This window comes from Pseudomonas azotoformans (assembly GCF_001579805.1).
GTDB classification, from domain to species: domain Bacteria; phylum Pseudomonadota; class Gammaproteobacteria; order Pseudomonadales; family Pseudomonadaceae; genus Aquipseudomonas; species Aquipseudomonas azotoformans_A.
This window is the reverse complement of the sequence record NZ_CP014546.1, coordinates 4,965,423-4,978,549: the sequence shown is the minus strand read 5'-3', so window position 1 is coordinate 4,978,549 and position 13,127 is coordinate 4,965,423. Positions and strand designations below refer to the sequence as shown.

The window sequence follows — 13,127 nt, the reverse complement described above, 5'->3', positions numbered from 1 at the left end:
GTGCGAGGCCTTTCCTGTGCGCCACCCTGCAACCTCATCCTTGCTCGCCACTAATACTGTGTCTATTACAAGAATGATGAGGTGCCACCATGGCAGATCTATACGAAAACCCAATGGGCCTGATGGGCTTTGAATTCATCGAATTCGCGTCGCCGACGCCGGGCACCCTGGAGCCGATCTTCGAGATCATGGGCTTTACCAAAGTCGCGACCCACCGCTCCAAGAACGTGCACCTGTACCGCCAGGGCGAGATCAACCTGATCCTCAACAACGAGCCCAACAGCATCGCCTCCTACTTTGCGGCCGAACATGGCCCATCGGTGTGCGGCATGGCGTTCCGCGTCAAGGACTCGCAAAAAGCCTACAACCGCGCCCTGGAACTCGGTGCCCAACCGATCCATATCGAAACTGGCCCGATGGAATTGAACCTGCCGGCGATCAAGGGCATCGGCGGTGCACCGCTGTACCTGATCGACCGTTTTGGCGAAGGCAGCTCGATCTATGACATCGACTTCGTATACCTCGAAGGCGTGGAGCGCAACCCGGTCGGTGCAAACCTCAAGGTCATCGACCACCTGACCCACAACGTTTATCGCGGTCGCATGGCCTACTGGGCCAACTTCTACGAAAAACTGTTCAACTTCCGTGAAGCGCGCTACTTCGACATCAAGGGCGAATACACCGGCCTGACCTCCAAGGCCATGAGCGCGCCGGACGGCATGATCCGCATCCCGCTCAACGAAGAGTCGTCCAAGGGCGCAGGGCAGATCGAAGAGTTCCTGATGCAGTTCAACGGCGAAGGCATCCAGCACGTGGCGTTCCTCACCGACGACCTGGTCAAGACCTGGGACGCGTTGAAGAAGATCGGCATGCGCTTCATGACCGCACCGCCGGACACCTATTACGAAATGCTCGAAGGCCGCCTGCCGAACCACGGCGAGCCGGTGGATCAATTGCAGGCACGCGGGATTCTGCTGGACGGTTCTTCGGTGGAAGGCGACAAGCGCCTGCTGCTGCAGATTTTCTCGGAAACCCTGATGGGCCCGGTGTTCTTCGAATTCATCCAGCGCAAGGGCGATGATGGGTTTGGCGAGGGCAACTTCAAGGCGCTGTTCGAGTCCATCGAACGCGACCAGGTGCGTCGTGGTGTATTGACCGCCGACTAAGCGTAGAAAAGCCCGGCCGAGGGCGACCCCGGCCGGGCTTTTTATTGCCTGCGCATCAGGCTTTGCGTTGGCGCACCAAGTGTTTGAAGCCTTCAAACACCAGCACCATCACCGCCAGCCAGATCGGGATGTAGGTGAACCATTCGCCACCCTTGATCCCTTCACCCAAGATCAGCGCCACGCCTAACAGCAGGACCGGCTCAACGTAGCTGAGCAACCCGAACAGGCTGAACGCCAGCAAGCGGCTGGCGATGATGTAGCTCACCAGCGCCGAGGCACTGATCAGCCCCAGCGTCGGGATCAGTGCGTACAGTTTCGGGTGGGCATCCATGACCGCAAAGCCTTGCTCGCCACTCTGCACAAACCACCAGGCCACCGGCAGCATCAGCGCCATATCCAGCCAAAGCCCGCCCAGATGGTCGGTCTTGAGGTATTTGCGCACGATGAAGTAAACCGGATAACCAATGATCACCACCAGCGTTGCCCAAGAGAATCCACCAGCCTGGTATAACTCGTTGAGTACACCGAGGGCGGCAAAAAACACGGCGATCCGTTGCAGGTAGGACAGCTGTTCACCCCACACCAGGCGCCCGGTCAGTACCATGGTCAGCGGCAACAGGAAGTAACCCACCGACACATCCAGGCTGCGCCCATTCAGCGGCGCCCACATGAACAGCCACAATTGCACGCCCAACAACGCGGAAGACAACAACACACCCGCAATCAAACGCGGCTTGGCCGCCAACAGCTGTACCAACTCCCACACGCGCCGCCATTCGCCGCTGACGATCATGAAAATTGTCATGCACGGCACGGTCAGCAACATGCGCCAGCCGAAAATTTCCAGCCCGCTCAAGGGCGTGAGCAATGATGTGAAGTAATACATCACGGCAAACAGCACCGAGGCCAAGACCGATAAAACAACACCTTTAGACACACTGTCCTCGCGAAAAACCATTGATACAAAAGAAGGGGAATTTCAGGAGGGGATTATGGAGCTTTTTGGCGGGAGAAGGTTGCGCTGTTTTGGGGCGTTTTTCAGAGGGCTTATCGCGGAGTACTGGTTCAGATCAAACCTTGTGGCGAGGGAGCTTGCTCCCGCTGGACTGCGTAGCAGCCCCAGTCTTTCAAAAAAGCCGGGGCCGCTTCGCGACCCAGCGGGAGCAAGCTCCCTCGCCACACCAGTTTTTCAGGCTTAAAGGTGCGCCACACGCCCCGATACAAAATGCCCGACATCATTGAACCCCGGCGTGGACGAATGCCCTGGCGTCACCAGCGAATCGATAAACGCCTCATCTTCTGCGCTGATCTTCACCTCCAGCGCGCCGATGTAAGCGTCCCATTGCGCCTCGGTACGCGGCCCGACAATCGCCGAACTGACCGCCGAGTTGTTCAATACCCAGGCAATCGCAAACTCAACAATCCCTACGCCACGTCCTTGGGTGTACTGCTGGATCTGCTGGGCGATGCGCAGCGACTCCACACGCCATTCGGTTTCCAGGATGCGTTTGTCCTGGCGCGCCGCGCGGCTGCCGGCCTCGGGGGTAACGTCCGGGGCGTATTTACCGCTGAGCACGCCGCGGGCCAGTGGGCTGTAAGGCACCACGCCGAGGCCGTAGGCGGCTGCCGCGGTAATCTGCTCCACCTCGGCCTGGCGGTTGACGATGTTGTAAAGCGGTTGGCTGATCACCGGCTTGTCGACGCCCAGGCGCTCCGCCACACGAATCACCTCGGCAATGCGCCAGCCACGATAATTGGACAGGCCCCAATAACGGATCTTGCCCTGGCGGATCAGGTCGCCAATCGCCGACACCGTCACTTCCAGCGGCGTATTGTGGTCTTCGCGGTGCAGGTAGTAAATGTCCAGGTAGTCGGTATCGAGGCGTGTCAGGCTGGCTTCCAGCGCATTGAAAATACGCTTGCGGCTCAAGCCGCTGCGGTTGGGCAAGCCGTCCGCCGGGCCGATGCCGACCTTGGATGCCACCACCCAATCCTGGCGATTGCGCACAATGGCTTCGCCGACGATTTCCTCGGAACGCCCACCGGTGTAGACGTCCGCCGTGTCGATAAAATTGATGCCCTGGTCCCAGGCCTTGTCGATGATGCGCAGCGAGTCCTCGGTGTTGGTCTGTTCGCCAAACATCATGGTGCCCAGGGTCAAGGCGCTGACCTTCAACCCGGACTGGCCCAATGTGCGGTAAATCATGGATAACTCCTCAAGGCGGGAAATGTACCCCTGCAATACCAGACTCAGCCGCTCTGGGACAAGCCCCGCGCGCGTTTCTTCATGAACCCAGCAACGCCTGGCAACGTGCCTGTAGAAATCGATGCAGCACCTTCACCCGTTCCGACACCTGCAGGCGGTGAGGGCACATCAGGTTGAACGGGGCAGGCTCGCCTTGCCAATCCTCAAACAGCGGCACCAGTCGACCGGCCGCGATATCGCCGATCACGTCGAGCCTGGCCTTGTAGGCGATACCATGCCCGCCAAGCGCCCAACGGCGGACGATTTCACCGTCGTTGCTGAGGAAATCCCCTGACACCTCGACCTCCTGTAGCTGATCACCCTGGCGAAACCGCCACGTCTTACTCACCTGGCCCTGGCGCATGTACCGCAGCGTACTGTGTCCGGACAATTCCATAGGCTCGCGCGGTGTGCCGTGGCGTGCCAGGTAAGCGGGGCTGGCGCAGGCGACGCGGTGGTGATCTGGGGCAATCGGCAAAGCAACCAGGCTGGAGTCCTGGGGCACGCCAAAGCGCAGGGCGATGTCCACGGTTTCGCGGAACAGGTCGGCATTGCTGTCGTTCAGCATCAACTGCAGGCGGATATTCGGGTGCTCCGCCTTGAACTCGTCCAGCCAGCCCAGCACTACATTGCGCCCGAAATCCGACGGCGCGGCCAGTTGCAGCAACCCGCTCAAGCCCTGGCTTTGCTGTTTGAGCGCTTGTTCGCCTTCGGACAGCGCTGCCAGTGCCACGCGCACGCTGTCGAGGTAACGCCGGCCTTCCTCGGTCAGGCGCATGCTGCGCGTGGAGCGTGCCAGCAAGCGAATACCCAGGCGGGTTTCCAAGCGCTTGAGGGCGATGCTCGCTGCCGCCGGCGTCAAGCCCAGGCCACGGGCGGCGGCGGACAAGCTACCGGTATCGGCGGTGCGCACGAAGACTTCAAGATCGAGGATCGAGCTCATTTGTAAAAATCCTTTAAAGATCTTGTCGTTTTACCGGGATTTTTCGCGGATTGCCAAGCTGGGAAGATAAACACTCACTTTCTCAATCAGGAATCTCTTCCATGACTTCTTCCCTCAATGGCAAAACCGTCATCGTGATCGGCGGCAGCAGCGGCATCGGTGCCGCCGTGGCTAAGGCTGCTGCCGCGCGGGGTGCGCAGGTGGTGTTGGCCGGGCGGCGCCTGGTGCCCGGCGTAGAAAACGGCTTGCGCAGCGAGCCGGTTGACGTCACTGATGCAGCTTCCCTGCAACGCCTGTACGAAACGGTGGGGCGCTTTGATCACCTGGTCTACACCTCGGGGCCGAGCGTACGCGCCAAGACCTTGATCGAAACCGACCTGAGCGAAGCCCAGGAAAACTTCAACGTAAAACTGTGGGGCTCACTGCGGGCCATCCAGTTGGCACTGCCATTTTTGAGCGAGCACGGCAGTATCAGCCTGACCTCCGGGCAATTGGGGCGTAAATCCGTGGCGGGGCAATTCATCAAGACCGGTATCAACGCTGCGACCGAAGCGCTGGTCAAGCAATTGGCCAAGGAACTGGCGCCACGCCGGGTCAATGCGATCAGTCCGGGGGTGATTGATACGCCGGCCTATGCCGGGCTTGCAGACGATCAGCGCTTGGCGATGTTTGCCAAGGCCGGCGGTGCGCTGCCGGTGGGGCGAGTGGGGCAGGCGGAGGAGGTTGGGGCCGGGTATGTACTGGTCATGGAAAATGGCTTTATGACCGGCGCCGTCATTGATATCGACGGCGGCGGTCTGCTCTGATGGCTGGAGCGTTTTAAGCCTTCAGGGTGCGCGTCATTCGTAGCGCCAACACACTACCGGCCACGATCACCGCCGCCAGCAGGTACAACGCCACGTCCGTGGACCCGGTGGCATCCTTCACAAAGCCGACGATATACGGGCTGAGGAAGCCGGCCATCTGGCCCATGGAGTTGATCAACGCCAGGCCACCTGCCGCCGCGCCGGCACTGAGCATGGCGGTCGGCACCGGCCAGAACATCGGCAGGCCGGTGAGGGCGCCCATGGTGGCGATGGTCAGGCCGAGGATTGCAATGGCCGGTGTGGTCGCGAAGTTCACTGCGATCACCAGGCCGACAGCGCCCATCAGCATCGGCACCACCAAGTGCCAGCGACGCTCCTTGCGCAAGTCGGCGGAGCGGCCCACCAGCAACATGAAGACTGCCGCCAGCAGGTAAGGGATCGCACTCAGCCAGCCGATCACCAGGTTATCGCTGAACCCCAGGTTCTTGATGATCGACGGCAGCCAGAAGTTGATGGCGTACACGCCGCTCTGGATGCAGAAGTAGATCAGGCCGAACGCCCAGATGGCAGGGTTCTTGAACACCTCCGCGAGGGAATCGGTGGTGGTCTTCGGCTTGTTCGCCAGGTCGGTCGCCTGATCGGCTTCCAGTACTGCGCGTTCGTGGGGCTTGAGCCACTTGGCGTTGGCAAAGCTGTCGCTGAGCAGGAAGTAGGCGAGGGCGCCCAGCACGACGGTCGGGATGCCTTGCAGCAGGAACATCCACTGCCAGCCCGCGAGGCCGCCTTGGCCAGCGGCGAAGTGGTTGAGGATCCAGCCGGAGAACGGGCTGCCGAGCAACCCGGAAACCGGGATCGCCGACATGAACAGCGCCATGATCCGCCCACGGCGGAAGGTCGGGAACCACTGCGAGAGGTACAGCACCACGCCGGGGAAGAAGCCCGCTTCGGCGGCACCGGTGAATAGGCGCAAGGTGTAGAAGTGTGTCGGCGTGGTGACGAACAGCAGGCAGGTGGACAGCGTGCCCCAGACGATCATCATCAACGCAATCCAGCGCCGTGGACCGAACTTGGTCAGCGCCAGGTTGCTCGGTACGCCACACAGCACGTAGCCGATGAAGAAGATCCCGGCACCGAGGCCGTATACGGTTTCGCTGAATTTCAACGCATCGAGCATCTGCAACTTGGCAAAGCCAACGTTTACCCGGTCGAGGTAGTTGAACAGATAGCAGATGAAAATGAAGGGGATCAGGCGCAGGGTAATGCGCTTGTAGATGGCGTTTTTATCGTCATCGGTGGCCAGTGGGGTCGTGGCGCTCTGTGACATGGCAGTCTCTCTTTATTATGATTTTTCGCGATGCGAGGGTAACGTTGATCGCCCACTGAGTCTCGGCCACCTGGCAGGCTGCTGTCTTTGTGCTTGCGCACAGCGAACCCGGCTTTGCGCTGTGCCTATGAACAACCCATCGCTTTCAAGGAATTTAGCCCCATGTTCGAGCTGGATCATGACCTGGCGCAGGATATCGTCGATCGGACCATGGCGATCCTGCCCTACAACGTCAACGTCATGGACAGCCAAGGCCTGATTCTCGGCAGCGGCGAGCCCGAGCGCATCAACACCCGCCATGAAGGCGCACAACTGGTGCTGGCCAATGGTCGCGTGGTGGAAATTGATGGCCAGACCGCCAAGCACCTCAAGGGCGTGCAACCGGGCATCAACCTGCCGTTGCTGCACGACGGGCGCCTGATCGGCGTGCTTGGCATCACCGGCGAACCCGAAGGCCTGCGCACTTACGCCGAACTGGTGCGCATGACCGCCGAGATGCTGGTCAGCCATCGCCACCAGCAGGCCGAGCAACAATGGCGGCGCCAGCGTTGTGATGATCTGCTGGCCTTGCTGTTGGCGGAAGCTGGCGATTCGCCGCGCCTGGTGGACGAAGCGCAGCAACTGGGGCTCAAGCCGCAACTGGCACGCACGCCGTACCTGTTTGAACTGGGCGCAGGGCAATCGGCGGAAGCCCTGAGTGCCTGGCTGACCTCGCGTTATCCGGACAGCTGGTGTGTCAGCTCGGCGCAATACTCATTGCTGTGGTGCCGGCCAGCGGCAGTGCCGGTCGACAACCCGCGTTTGCTGGAAAAACTCGAAGGTCTCGGTTGGAACATCCTGCGTGTCGCCGTGGGCGGGCAAGCGGATGGTCTGGCCGGGCTGCGCCGTTGCTATCGACGCGTGGGTGATCTGCTCGCCTATGGCCGTGATGTACTGCCGCAGTCGCGCCTGTTGACCCTCAATCGCTATCGCTTGCCCGTGATGCTCTGGCGCCATCGCAATGACGATGCGCTCGACGAACTGCTCAACCCTTTGCGCAAAGTGCTGGCCAAGGACAGCAATGGTCAGCTGCAAGCCACATTGCGCAGTTGGTGTGAACACGACGGGCAAAGCCAGGCCTGTGCCGATGCCCTGGGTATTCACCGCAACAGCCTGCGTTACCGCATGGAACGGATTGCCGAACTCAGTGGCGTCGACCCCTTGACCCTGGACGGCATGCTCGCGCTCTACCTGGGCGTACAGCTGCTGCCCCAGCCTTTGTCGGAATGAACAACAAAGCGCCGCGGTACTTGTGCATCGGACCGGCGTCATCGGCCGTGGCAACTGGCAGCATGGGCGTTATAAAAACCGGAGAAAGCCCATGAAAATCATCATCGCCCCCGACTCGTTCAAGGACAGCCTGAGTGCCGAAGGCGTCGCCCAGGCCATCGCGGCCGGCTTGGCCCAGGTCTGGCCGGATGCGCATTTGATCCAGTGCCCGATGGCGGATGGCGGTGAAGGTACGGTGGATTCGGTGCTGGCCGCCTGTAATGGCGAATTGCTTCACCACACCGTACGCGGCCCGCTGGGTGTCGCAGTTGAAGCGCATTGGGGCTGGTTGGCCGACAGCCACACCGCAATCATCGAAATGGCTGAAGCCAGCGGTTTGCAACTGGTCCCAACGGGCCAGCGCGACGCCTGCAAAACCACCACCTATGGCACCGGCGAACTGATCCGCGCCGCCCTGGATGCCGGCGCCCAGCGCATCATCCTGGCGATTGGCGGCAGTGCCACCAACGATGGCGGCGCAGGGGCGATGCAGGCGCTCGGCGTGCAACTGTTCGATGCCGAACACCAGGCACTCCCGCCCGGTGGCCTGGCCTTGGCCCGCCTGGCACAGATCAACCTTGAAAACCTCGACCCACGCCTGGCCCAGGTACGCTTTGAAATCGCCGCCGACGTCAACAACCCGCTGTGCGGCCCCCACGGCGCCTCCGCGATTTTTGGCCCGCAAAAGGGCGCGAACCCCGAGCAAGTCCAACAGCTGGACGCTGCACTGGGCCACTTCGCCGACCACTGCGCCAAGGTCCTGCCCAACGATGTACGCGACGAACCTGGCAGCGGCGCAGCGGGCGGCCTGGGCTTCGCCGCCAAGGCCTTCCTGGGCGCGCAGTTCCGCGCGGGTGTCGACGTGGTGGCCGAGCTGGTCGGCCTGGATGAAGCAGTACGTGGCGCCGACCTGGTGATCACCGGCGAAGGCCGCTTCGACGCCCAGACCCTGCGCGGAAAAACCCCGTTCGGCGTGGCACGCATTGCCCAACAACACAACGTACCGGTGATCGTGATTGCCGGCACCTTGGGTGATGGCTACGAACAGATGTACGCCCACGGCGTAGACGCCGCCTTTGCCTTGCCTTGCGGCCCGATGAGCCTGGAACAGGCATGCAGCGAGGCACCGCGTTTATTGCAGGAGCGGGCGGCGGATATTGCGCGGGTATGGCGCGTGGCAACACGGCGCTGACGTAAAACCCCAGGCATGGGACAATCCGCGCCTTTTCGACACGGAGAGTCCCTATGCTGCGCCCCGCACTCCTGGCTCTGTTTCTGACAGGCGCCACCGCCCCAGCCTTCGCTCAACCTCCTACCGAAACGGTCCCGCTGCTGCGGGAGATCAAGCAGTGGGTCATCGGTTGCGACAACTTGCGCAATTGCCACGCCCTCAGTGCGCCGAGTGGCGTCGATGAAGAGGATTACAGCTCGCTGACCTTGCACCTCTGGCACCAGGCCGGTCCTCAAGGCTATCTGCGTTTGCGTTTTGACCATCGAGGCGAGGAGGTGGACCTGTCTGATTTACTGCTGGATGGCAAGCCGCTGGGCCTGGAACTGACGCAGGACTTGCACGTCGAGCTGGATGACCAGGGCGGCGACCCCGAGGTGCAGTCCTTCGGGGTGATCGAGGAGGCGGCCGCGCGGCGCTGGTTGCAACGCTTGCGCAATGGCCAGCGTTTGCAGTTACCGGGCGATGAGGCGGCACATGTGTCGCTCAGCGGGCTGAGTGCTTCGTTGCTGTTGATGGATGCCGTGCAGGGCCGTGTGGACAACGTGACGGCTCTGGCACGGCCCGGAAAGGGCGCCGCCAGTGAGGTTGCGCCACGCGTGCCGGCGCCGGTGCTGCGCAAGTTTGCAGTGGCGCCGCCGCTGACTGCCCAGGAGCAGGCTGGCCTGGTGGCTGCTGCCTTGCAGGCCGTGAAGCCTGAGGAAGGCGAGCCCGAGGCAAAAGTTGGCGCGCTGACAGCGCAACAGGCCATGACGGTGACGCGTTATGACTGTGCGGCCTATAACTGCGAGTTCGATGTGAGCAGCCGTGAGCGCCAGGCGCCTTACAAGCAAACGCCAATGGACCTGCAACCGCTGCCCCTGGAAGACGCCGCGCTGCAAGGCTCGGTCGGGTATGACGAAGCGTCCGGAACCCTGAGTTATTTCTACAAGCAGCGTGGGATCGGTGATTGCGGCGGCGGGGCTTCCTGGGTGTTCGATGGCAAGCGTTTCCAGCTCAGCGAGTTCCACAGAATGCCGCGCTGCACCGGGGTCGGCTACGGTGATTGGCCAGCGTTGTGGACGACCATGCCAGCACCCTAGCCATCGGGCCCACAGCGCCTCTACACTGGCCGGCCACTTGTTTTTCAAAGGATGAAACGCAATGCACACACCTGAACCCCATATCGTGATCCAGCGCTTCACTGAGGCCCACCTTGAAGGCGTCGCTGCGCTCTATAACGAACCGGCCGTGTGCCGTCAGGTGCTGCAAATGCCTTTCCAGTCGGTCGAGGCGTGGCGTAATAAACTGGTCCAGGACAACGAGCGGCGCCTGCAACTGGTGGCCGTGCACGGGGGGGAGGTGATCGGCCAGCTTGGCCTGGAACAGTACCTGCGGGTACGCCAGGCCCATGTCGGTTCATTCGGCATGGGCGTGGCCACGGCGTGGCAGGGCAAAGGGGTTGGCTCGCGCCTGCTGACGGCCGCGCTGGACGTGGCCGACAACTGGATGAACCTGCGCCGGGTGGAACTCACGGTGTACGCCGACAACGAAGCGGCACAGAGGCTGTACCGCAAGTTCGGCTTTGAGGTCGAAGGCGTGTTGCGCGACTACGCGCTGCGTGACGGCCAGTTTGTCGACACCGTCAGCATGGCGCGCCTGCGCCAGTCGGCTTAGCCCAGGGCAAACGCCACCGCAGCCTGCGCATGCAGCTCGGTGGTGTCCAGCAGCGGCAGGTCGCTGTGCTCGGGCTTGATCAACAGGCTGATTTCCGTGCAACCGAGGATGATCGCCTGGGCGCCGCGTGCGGCCAGGGACTCGATCACCGCTTGGTAGACCTTGCGTGACGCATCGCTGATCACGCCGACGCACAACTCCTCATAGATAATCCGGTGCACGGCTTGGCGCTCGTCCGCCTCGGGCACCAGCACGGTCAGGCCCTGGGCCGCCAGGCGCGATTTGAGGAAGTCCTGCTCCATGGTAAACGCGGTGCCGAGCAGGCCGACGGTCAGCGTGCCGGCCTCTACTGCCGCTGCACCTGCCGCATCGGCGATGTGCAGGAACGGAATCGACACCGCCGCTTCAATGCGCGGCGCTACCAAATGCATGGTGTTGGTACACAGAACCACACACTCGGCGCCACCGGCTTGCAGACGGCGCGCGGCATCTTCGAGGATCAGCGCGGCGTCATCCCAACGGCCGGCGTGCTGGGCCTGTTCCACCGGGCCGAAATCCACGCTGTACATCAACAGTTGCGCCGAGCGCAGCGGGCCGAGCTGGTCGCGCACGCGCTGGTTGATGATGCGGTAATACTCGGCGCTGGACTCCCAGCTCATGCCGCCGATAAGGCCGATGGTGCGCATGCGATGCTCCTGACAACGAAAGTCGCTTCACCTTACCCATCGGCCGGGGATTAGTCATACGCAGTTGGCCGCGAAATGACCGGTGCAGTTTCACATGTCCAGGTTGATCCAACCCGGCTTGGCTTCCTCCGGTGCCACCGCGTTGATCCGCTTGCCGGTCGCCCGCTCCACGCGCCGCGCCACCTCCGGGTCATCGGCAAAGGGCATCAGGCTGGCGTCGTCCAGGCTTTTGTCCGACTGGCCGCGCAGGCAATACTCCACCGCGCCGTACAGGCACACCACCATCAGCAGGCCCCACATCTCAGGCGATCCGCGCATCGCGCTGCGCCATTTTCACGTCCGCGACTCGCACCGTGCGCCAAGTGTTGTAGGCCATCAGCACCATCCCCGTAAGAAAGAACACGCCCCCGGCAAACCGCACCACAAACCCCGGATGGCTGGCCTGCAAGGCTTCGACAAAGGAATAGGTGAGGGTGCCGTCATCGTTGACCGCCCGCCACATCAGGCCTTGGGTGATGCCGTTGACCCACATCGACGCGATGTACAGCACGGTGCCGATAGTCGCGAGCCAGAAGTGCAGGTTGATCAGCGGCACACTGTGCATCTGCTCGCGCCCGAACACTTTGGGGATCATGTGGTACAGCGAGCCAAAGGTGATCATCGCCACCCATCCCAGGGCCCCGGCGTGTACGTGGCCGATGGTCCAGTCGGTGTAGTGGGACAGGGCGTTGACGGTCTTGATCGCCATCATCGGCCCTTCGAACGTCGACATGCCGTAGAACGCCAGGGACAGCACCAGGAACCGCAGGATCGGGTCGGTGCGCAACTTATGCCAGGCGCCGGACAAGGTCATCATGCCGTTGATCATCCCGCCCCAGCTCGGTGCCAGCAGAATCAGCGACATGGCCATGCCCAATGACTGCGCCCAATCCGGCAGGGCGGTGTAGTGCAGGTGATGCGGGCCAGCCCAGATATACAGGGTGATCAACGCCCAGAAGTGCACGATGGAAAGACGATAGGAGTACACCGGGCGTCCGACTTGTTTCGGCACGAAGTAATACATCATCCCCAAAAAACCGGTGGTCAGGAAAAACCCTACGGCGTTGTGTCCGTACCACCACTGCACCATCGCATCGGTGGCCCCGGAATACACCGGGTACGACTTGAACCAATCCACCGGGATCGCCAAGTGGTTGACCACGTGCAACATGGCGATCACCAAGATAAAGGCGCCGAAAAACCAGTTGCCCACGTAAATATGTTGGGTTTTGCGTCGCACCACGGTGGTGAAAAACACAATGGCATAGGCCACCCAAACCACAGCCATCCACACCGCGCCGGAGAACTCGATCTCGGCGTATTCCTTGGTGGTGGTGTAGCCCAGCGGCAAGCTGATCAGCATGATCACGATCACTGACTGCCAGCCCCAGAAGGTAAAGGCTGCCAGCTTGTCGGAAAACAAGCGCACCTGGCAGGTGCGCTGTACCGCGTAGTAGCTGGCGGCAAACTGCGCGCTGCCGGCAAAACCGAAGATCACCAGGCTGGTGTGTAAGGGCCGCAAACGGCCAAAGGTGGTCCAGGGCAGGTCCAGGTTCATTTCCGGCCACACCAGTTGCGAGGCGATCCACACGCCCATGGCCATGCCCACCACGCCCCAGACGATAGTGGCGATAACAAATTGGCGGACGACTTTATAGTTATAGGCCTGCCCGATTGTTGCTGTGCTCATGCTCAGTCCTCCCACGGTTCCAAGTGGCGGCACTGT

13 protein-coding genes are annotated in these 13,127 nt (G+C 61.8%); 6 read left to right on the top strand and 7 right to left on the bottom strand.

Annotated features, from left to right (window positions below):
- Positions 1–89: 89 nt before the first annotated feature.
- On the top strand, positions 90–1,166 hold the full coding sequence (gene hppD / locus AYR47_RS22715) for a 4-hydroxyphenylpyruvate dioxygenase (RefSeq protein ID WP_033902925.1): 1,077 nt from the start codon (positions 90–92) through the stop codon (positions 1,164–1,166).
- Between the two features lie 55 nt (positions 1,167–1,221).
- Here the strand turns inward: hppD and rarD are convergent, their stop codons facing one another.
- The 3 genes from rarD to AYR47_RS22700 form a co-directional block, all read right to left on the bottom strand.
- The gene (rarD, locus tag AYR47_RS22710; protein ID WP_061449472.1) at positions 1,222–2,103 is read right to left on the bottom strand and encodes an EamA family transporter RarD; all 882 of its coding nucleotides are present in this window, start codon (positions 2,101–2,103) and stop codon (positions 1,222–1,224) included.
- A 258-nt stretch (positions 2,104–2,361) separates the two neighbouring features.
- A complete protein-coding gene (locus AYR47_RS22705) occupies positions 2,362–3,372 on the bottom strand; it encodes an aldo/keto reductase (protein ID WP_033902924.1) in 1,011 nt (336 codons plus the stop codon).
- 79 nt (positions 3,373–3,451) lie between these two features.
- Positions 3,452–4,354 carry a LysR family transcriptional regulator gene (locus AYR47_RS22700; RefSeq protein ID WP_061436981.1) on the bottom strand — a complete coding sequence of 301 codons (903 nt, stop codon included), beginning with the start codon at positions 4,352–4,354 and terminating at the stop codon, positions 3,452–3,454.
- Positions 4,355–4,455: 101 nt separating this feature from the next.
- On the opposite strand from AYR47_RS22700, the gene AYR47_RS22695 reads away from it, so the two are divergent.
- Positions 4,456–5,160: an SDR family oxidoreductase gene (locus AYR47_RS22695; protein ID WP_061436979.1), complete on the top strand. Its 705-nt coding sequence runs from the start codon at positions 4,456–4,458 to the stop codon at positions 5,158–5,160.
- 13 nt (positions 5,161–5,173) lie between these two features.
- Here AYR47_RS22695 and AYR47_RS22690 read toward each other — a convergent pair whose 3' ends face one another.
- Complete coding sequence (locus tag AYR47_RS22690) at positions 5,174–6,484, bottom strand: MFS transporter (protein ID WP_016974773.1); 1,311 nt, start codon at positions 6,482–6,484, stop codon at positions 5,174–5,176.
- A 162-nt stretch (positions 6,485–6,646) separates the two neighbouring features.
- On the opposite strand from AYR47_RS22690, the gene AYR47_RS22685 reads away from it, so the two are divergent.
- The 4 genes from AYR47_RS22685 (at position 6,647) to AYR47_RS22670 (ending at position 10,676) form a co-directional block, all read left to right on the top strand.
- Positions 6,647–7,753: a sugar diacid recognition domain-containing protein gene (locus tag AYR47_RS22685; protein WP_033902921.1), complete on the top strand. Its 1,107-nt coding sequence runs from the start codon at positions 6,647–6,649 to the stop codon at positions 7,751–7,753.
- 91 nt (positions 7,754–7,844) lie between these two features.
- Positions 7,845–8,984, top strand: a complete 1,140-nt coding sequence (locus AYR47_RS22680; protein WP_061436978.1) for a glycerate kinase — start codon at positions 7,845–7,847, stop codon at positions 8,982–8,984.
- A 53-nt stretch (positions 8,985–9,037) separates the two neighbouring features.
- The gene (locus AYR47_RS22675; protein ID WP_061436976.1) at positions 9,038–10,102 is read left to right on the top strand and encodes a DUF1176 domain-containing protein; all 1,065 of its coding nucleotides are present in this window, start codon (positions 9,038–9,040) and stop codon (positions 10,100–10,102) included.
- A 61-nt stretch (positions 10,103–10,163) separates the two neighbouring features.
- Complete coding sequence (locus AYR47_RS22670; protein WP_038851527.1) at positions 10,164–10,676, top strand: GNAT family N-acetyltransferase; 513 nt, start codon at positions 10,164–10,166, stop codon at positions 10,674–10,676.
- On the opposite strand, the gene AYR47_RS22665 is transcribed toward AYR47_RS22670, so the two are convergent.
- The 3 genes from AYR47_RS22665 to ccoN all read right to left on the bottom strand — a co-directional run bounded on the left by AYR47_RS22665 (position 10,673) and on the right by ccoN (position 13,091).
- A complete protein-coding gene (locus tag AYR47_RS22665; RefSeq protein WP_061436974.1) occupies positions 10,673–11,362 on the bottom strand; it encodes an aspartate/glutamate racemase family protein in 690 nt (229 codons plus the stop codon). The two genes, AYR47_RS22670 and AYR47_RS22665, sit on opposite strands and share 4 nt — an antisense overlap.
- Positions 11,363–11,452: 90 nt before the next feature.
- Positions 11,453–11,662, bottom strand: coding sequence for a cbb3-type cytochrome c oxidase subunit 3 (locus tag AYR47_RS22660; RefSeq protein ID WP_033902916.1), 210 nt, complete (start codon positions 11,660–11,662; stop codon positions 11,453–11,455).
- A gap of 1 nt (position 11,663) precedes the next feature.
- On the bottom strand, positions 11,664–13,091 hold the full coding sequence (gene ccoN / locus AYR47_RS22655) for a cytochrome-c oxidase, cbb3-type subunit I (RefSeq protein ID WP_033902915.1): 1,428 nt from the start codon (positions 13,089–13,091) through the stop codon (positions 11,664–11,666).
- Between the last annotated feature and the right edge of the window lie 36 nt (positions 13,092–13,127).

Coding starts and splice junctions, on each gene's coding strand:
- AYR47_RS22695 (WP_061436979.1), top strand. CDS start 4,456: ATGACTTCTTCCCTCAATGGCAAAACCGTCATCGTGATCGGCGGCAGC.
- AYR47_RS22680 (WP_061436978.1), top strand. CDS start 7,845: ATGAAAATCATCATCGCCCCCGACTCGTTCAAGGACAGCCTGAGTGCC.
- AYR47_RS22670 (WP_038851527.1), top strand. CDS start 10,164: ATGCACACACCTGAACCCCATATCGTGATCCAGCGCTTCACTGAGGCC.
- AYR47_RS22685 (WP_033902921.1), top strand. CDS start 6,647: ATGTTCGAGCTGGATCATGACCTGGCGCAGGATATCGTCGATCGGACC.
- AYR47_RS22660 (WP_033902916.1), bottom strand. CDS start 11,662: ATGTGGGGCCTGCTGATGGTGGTGTGCCTGTACGGCGCGGTGGAGTAT.
- AYR47_RS22705 (WP_033902924.1), bottom strand. CDS start 3,372: ATGATTTACCGCACATTGGGCCAGTCCGGGTTGAAGGTCAGCGCCTTG.
- hppD (WP_033902925.1), top strand. CDS start 90: ATGGCAGATCTATACGAAAACCCAATGGGCCTGATGGGCTTTGAATTC.
- AYR47_RS22690 (WP_016974773.1), bottom strand. CDS start 6,484: ATGTCACAGAGCGCCACGACCCCACTGGCCACCGATGACGATAAAAAC.
- AYR47_RS22700 (WP_061436981.1), bottom strand. CDS start 4,354: ATGAGCTCGATCCTCGATCTTGAAGTCTTCGTGCGCACCGCCGATACC.
- AYR47_RS22675 (WP_061436976.1), top strand. CDS start 9,038: ATGCTGCGCCCCGCACTCCTGGCTCTGTTTCTGACAGGCGCCACCGCC.
- AYR47_RS22665 (WP_061436974.1), bottom strand. CDS start 11,362: ATGCGCACCATCGGCCTTATCGGCGGCATGAGCTGGGAGTCCAGCGCC.
- ccoN (WP_033902915.1), bottom strand. CDS start 13,091: ATGAGCACAGCAACAATCGGGCAGGCCTATAACTATAAAGTCGTCCGC.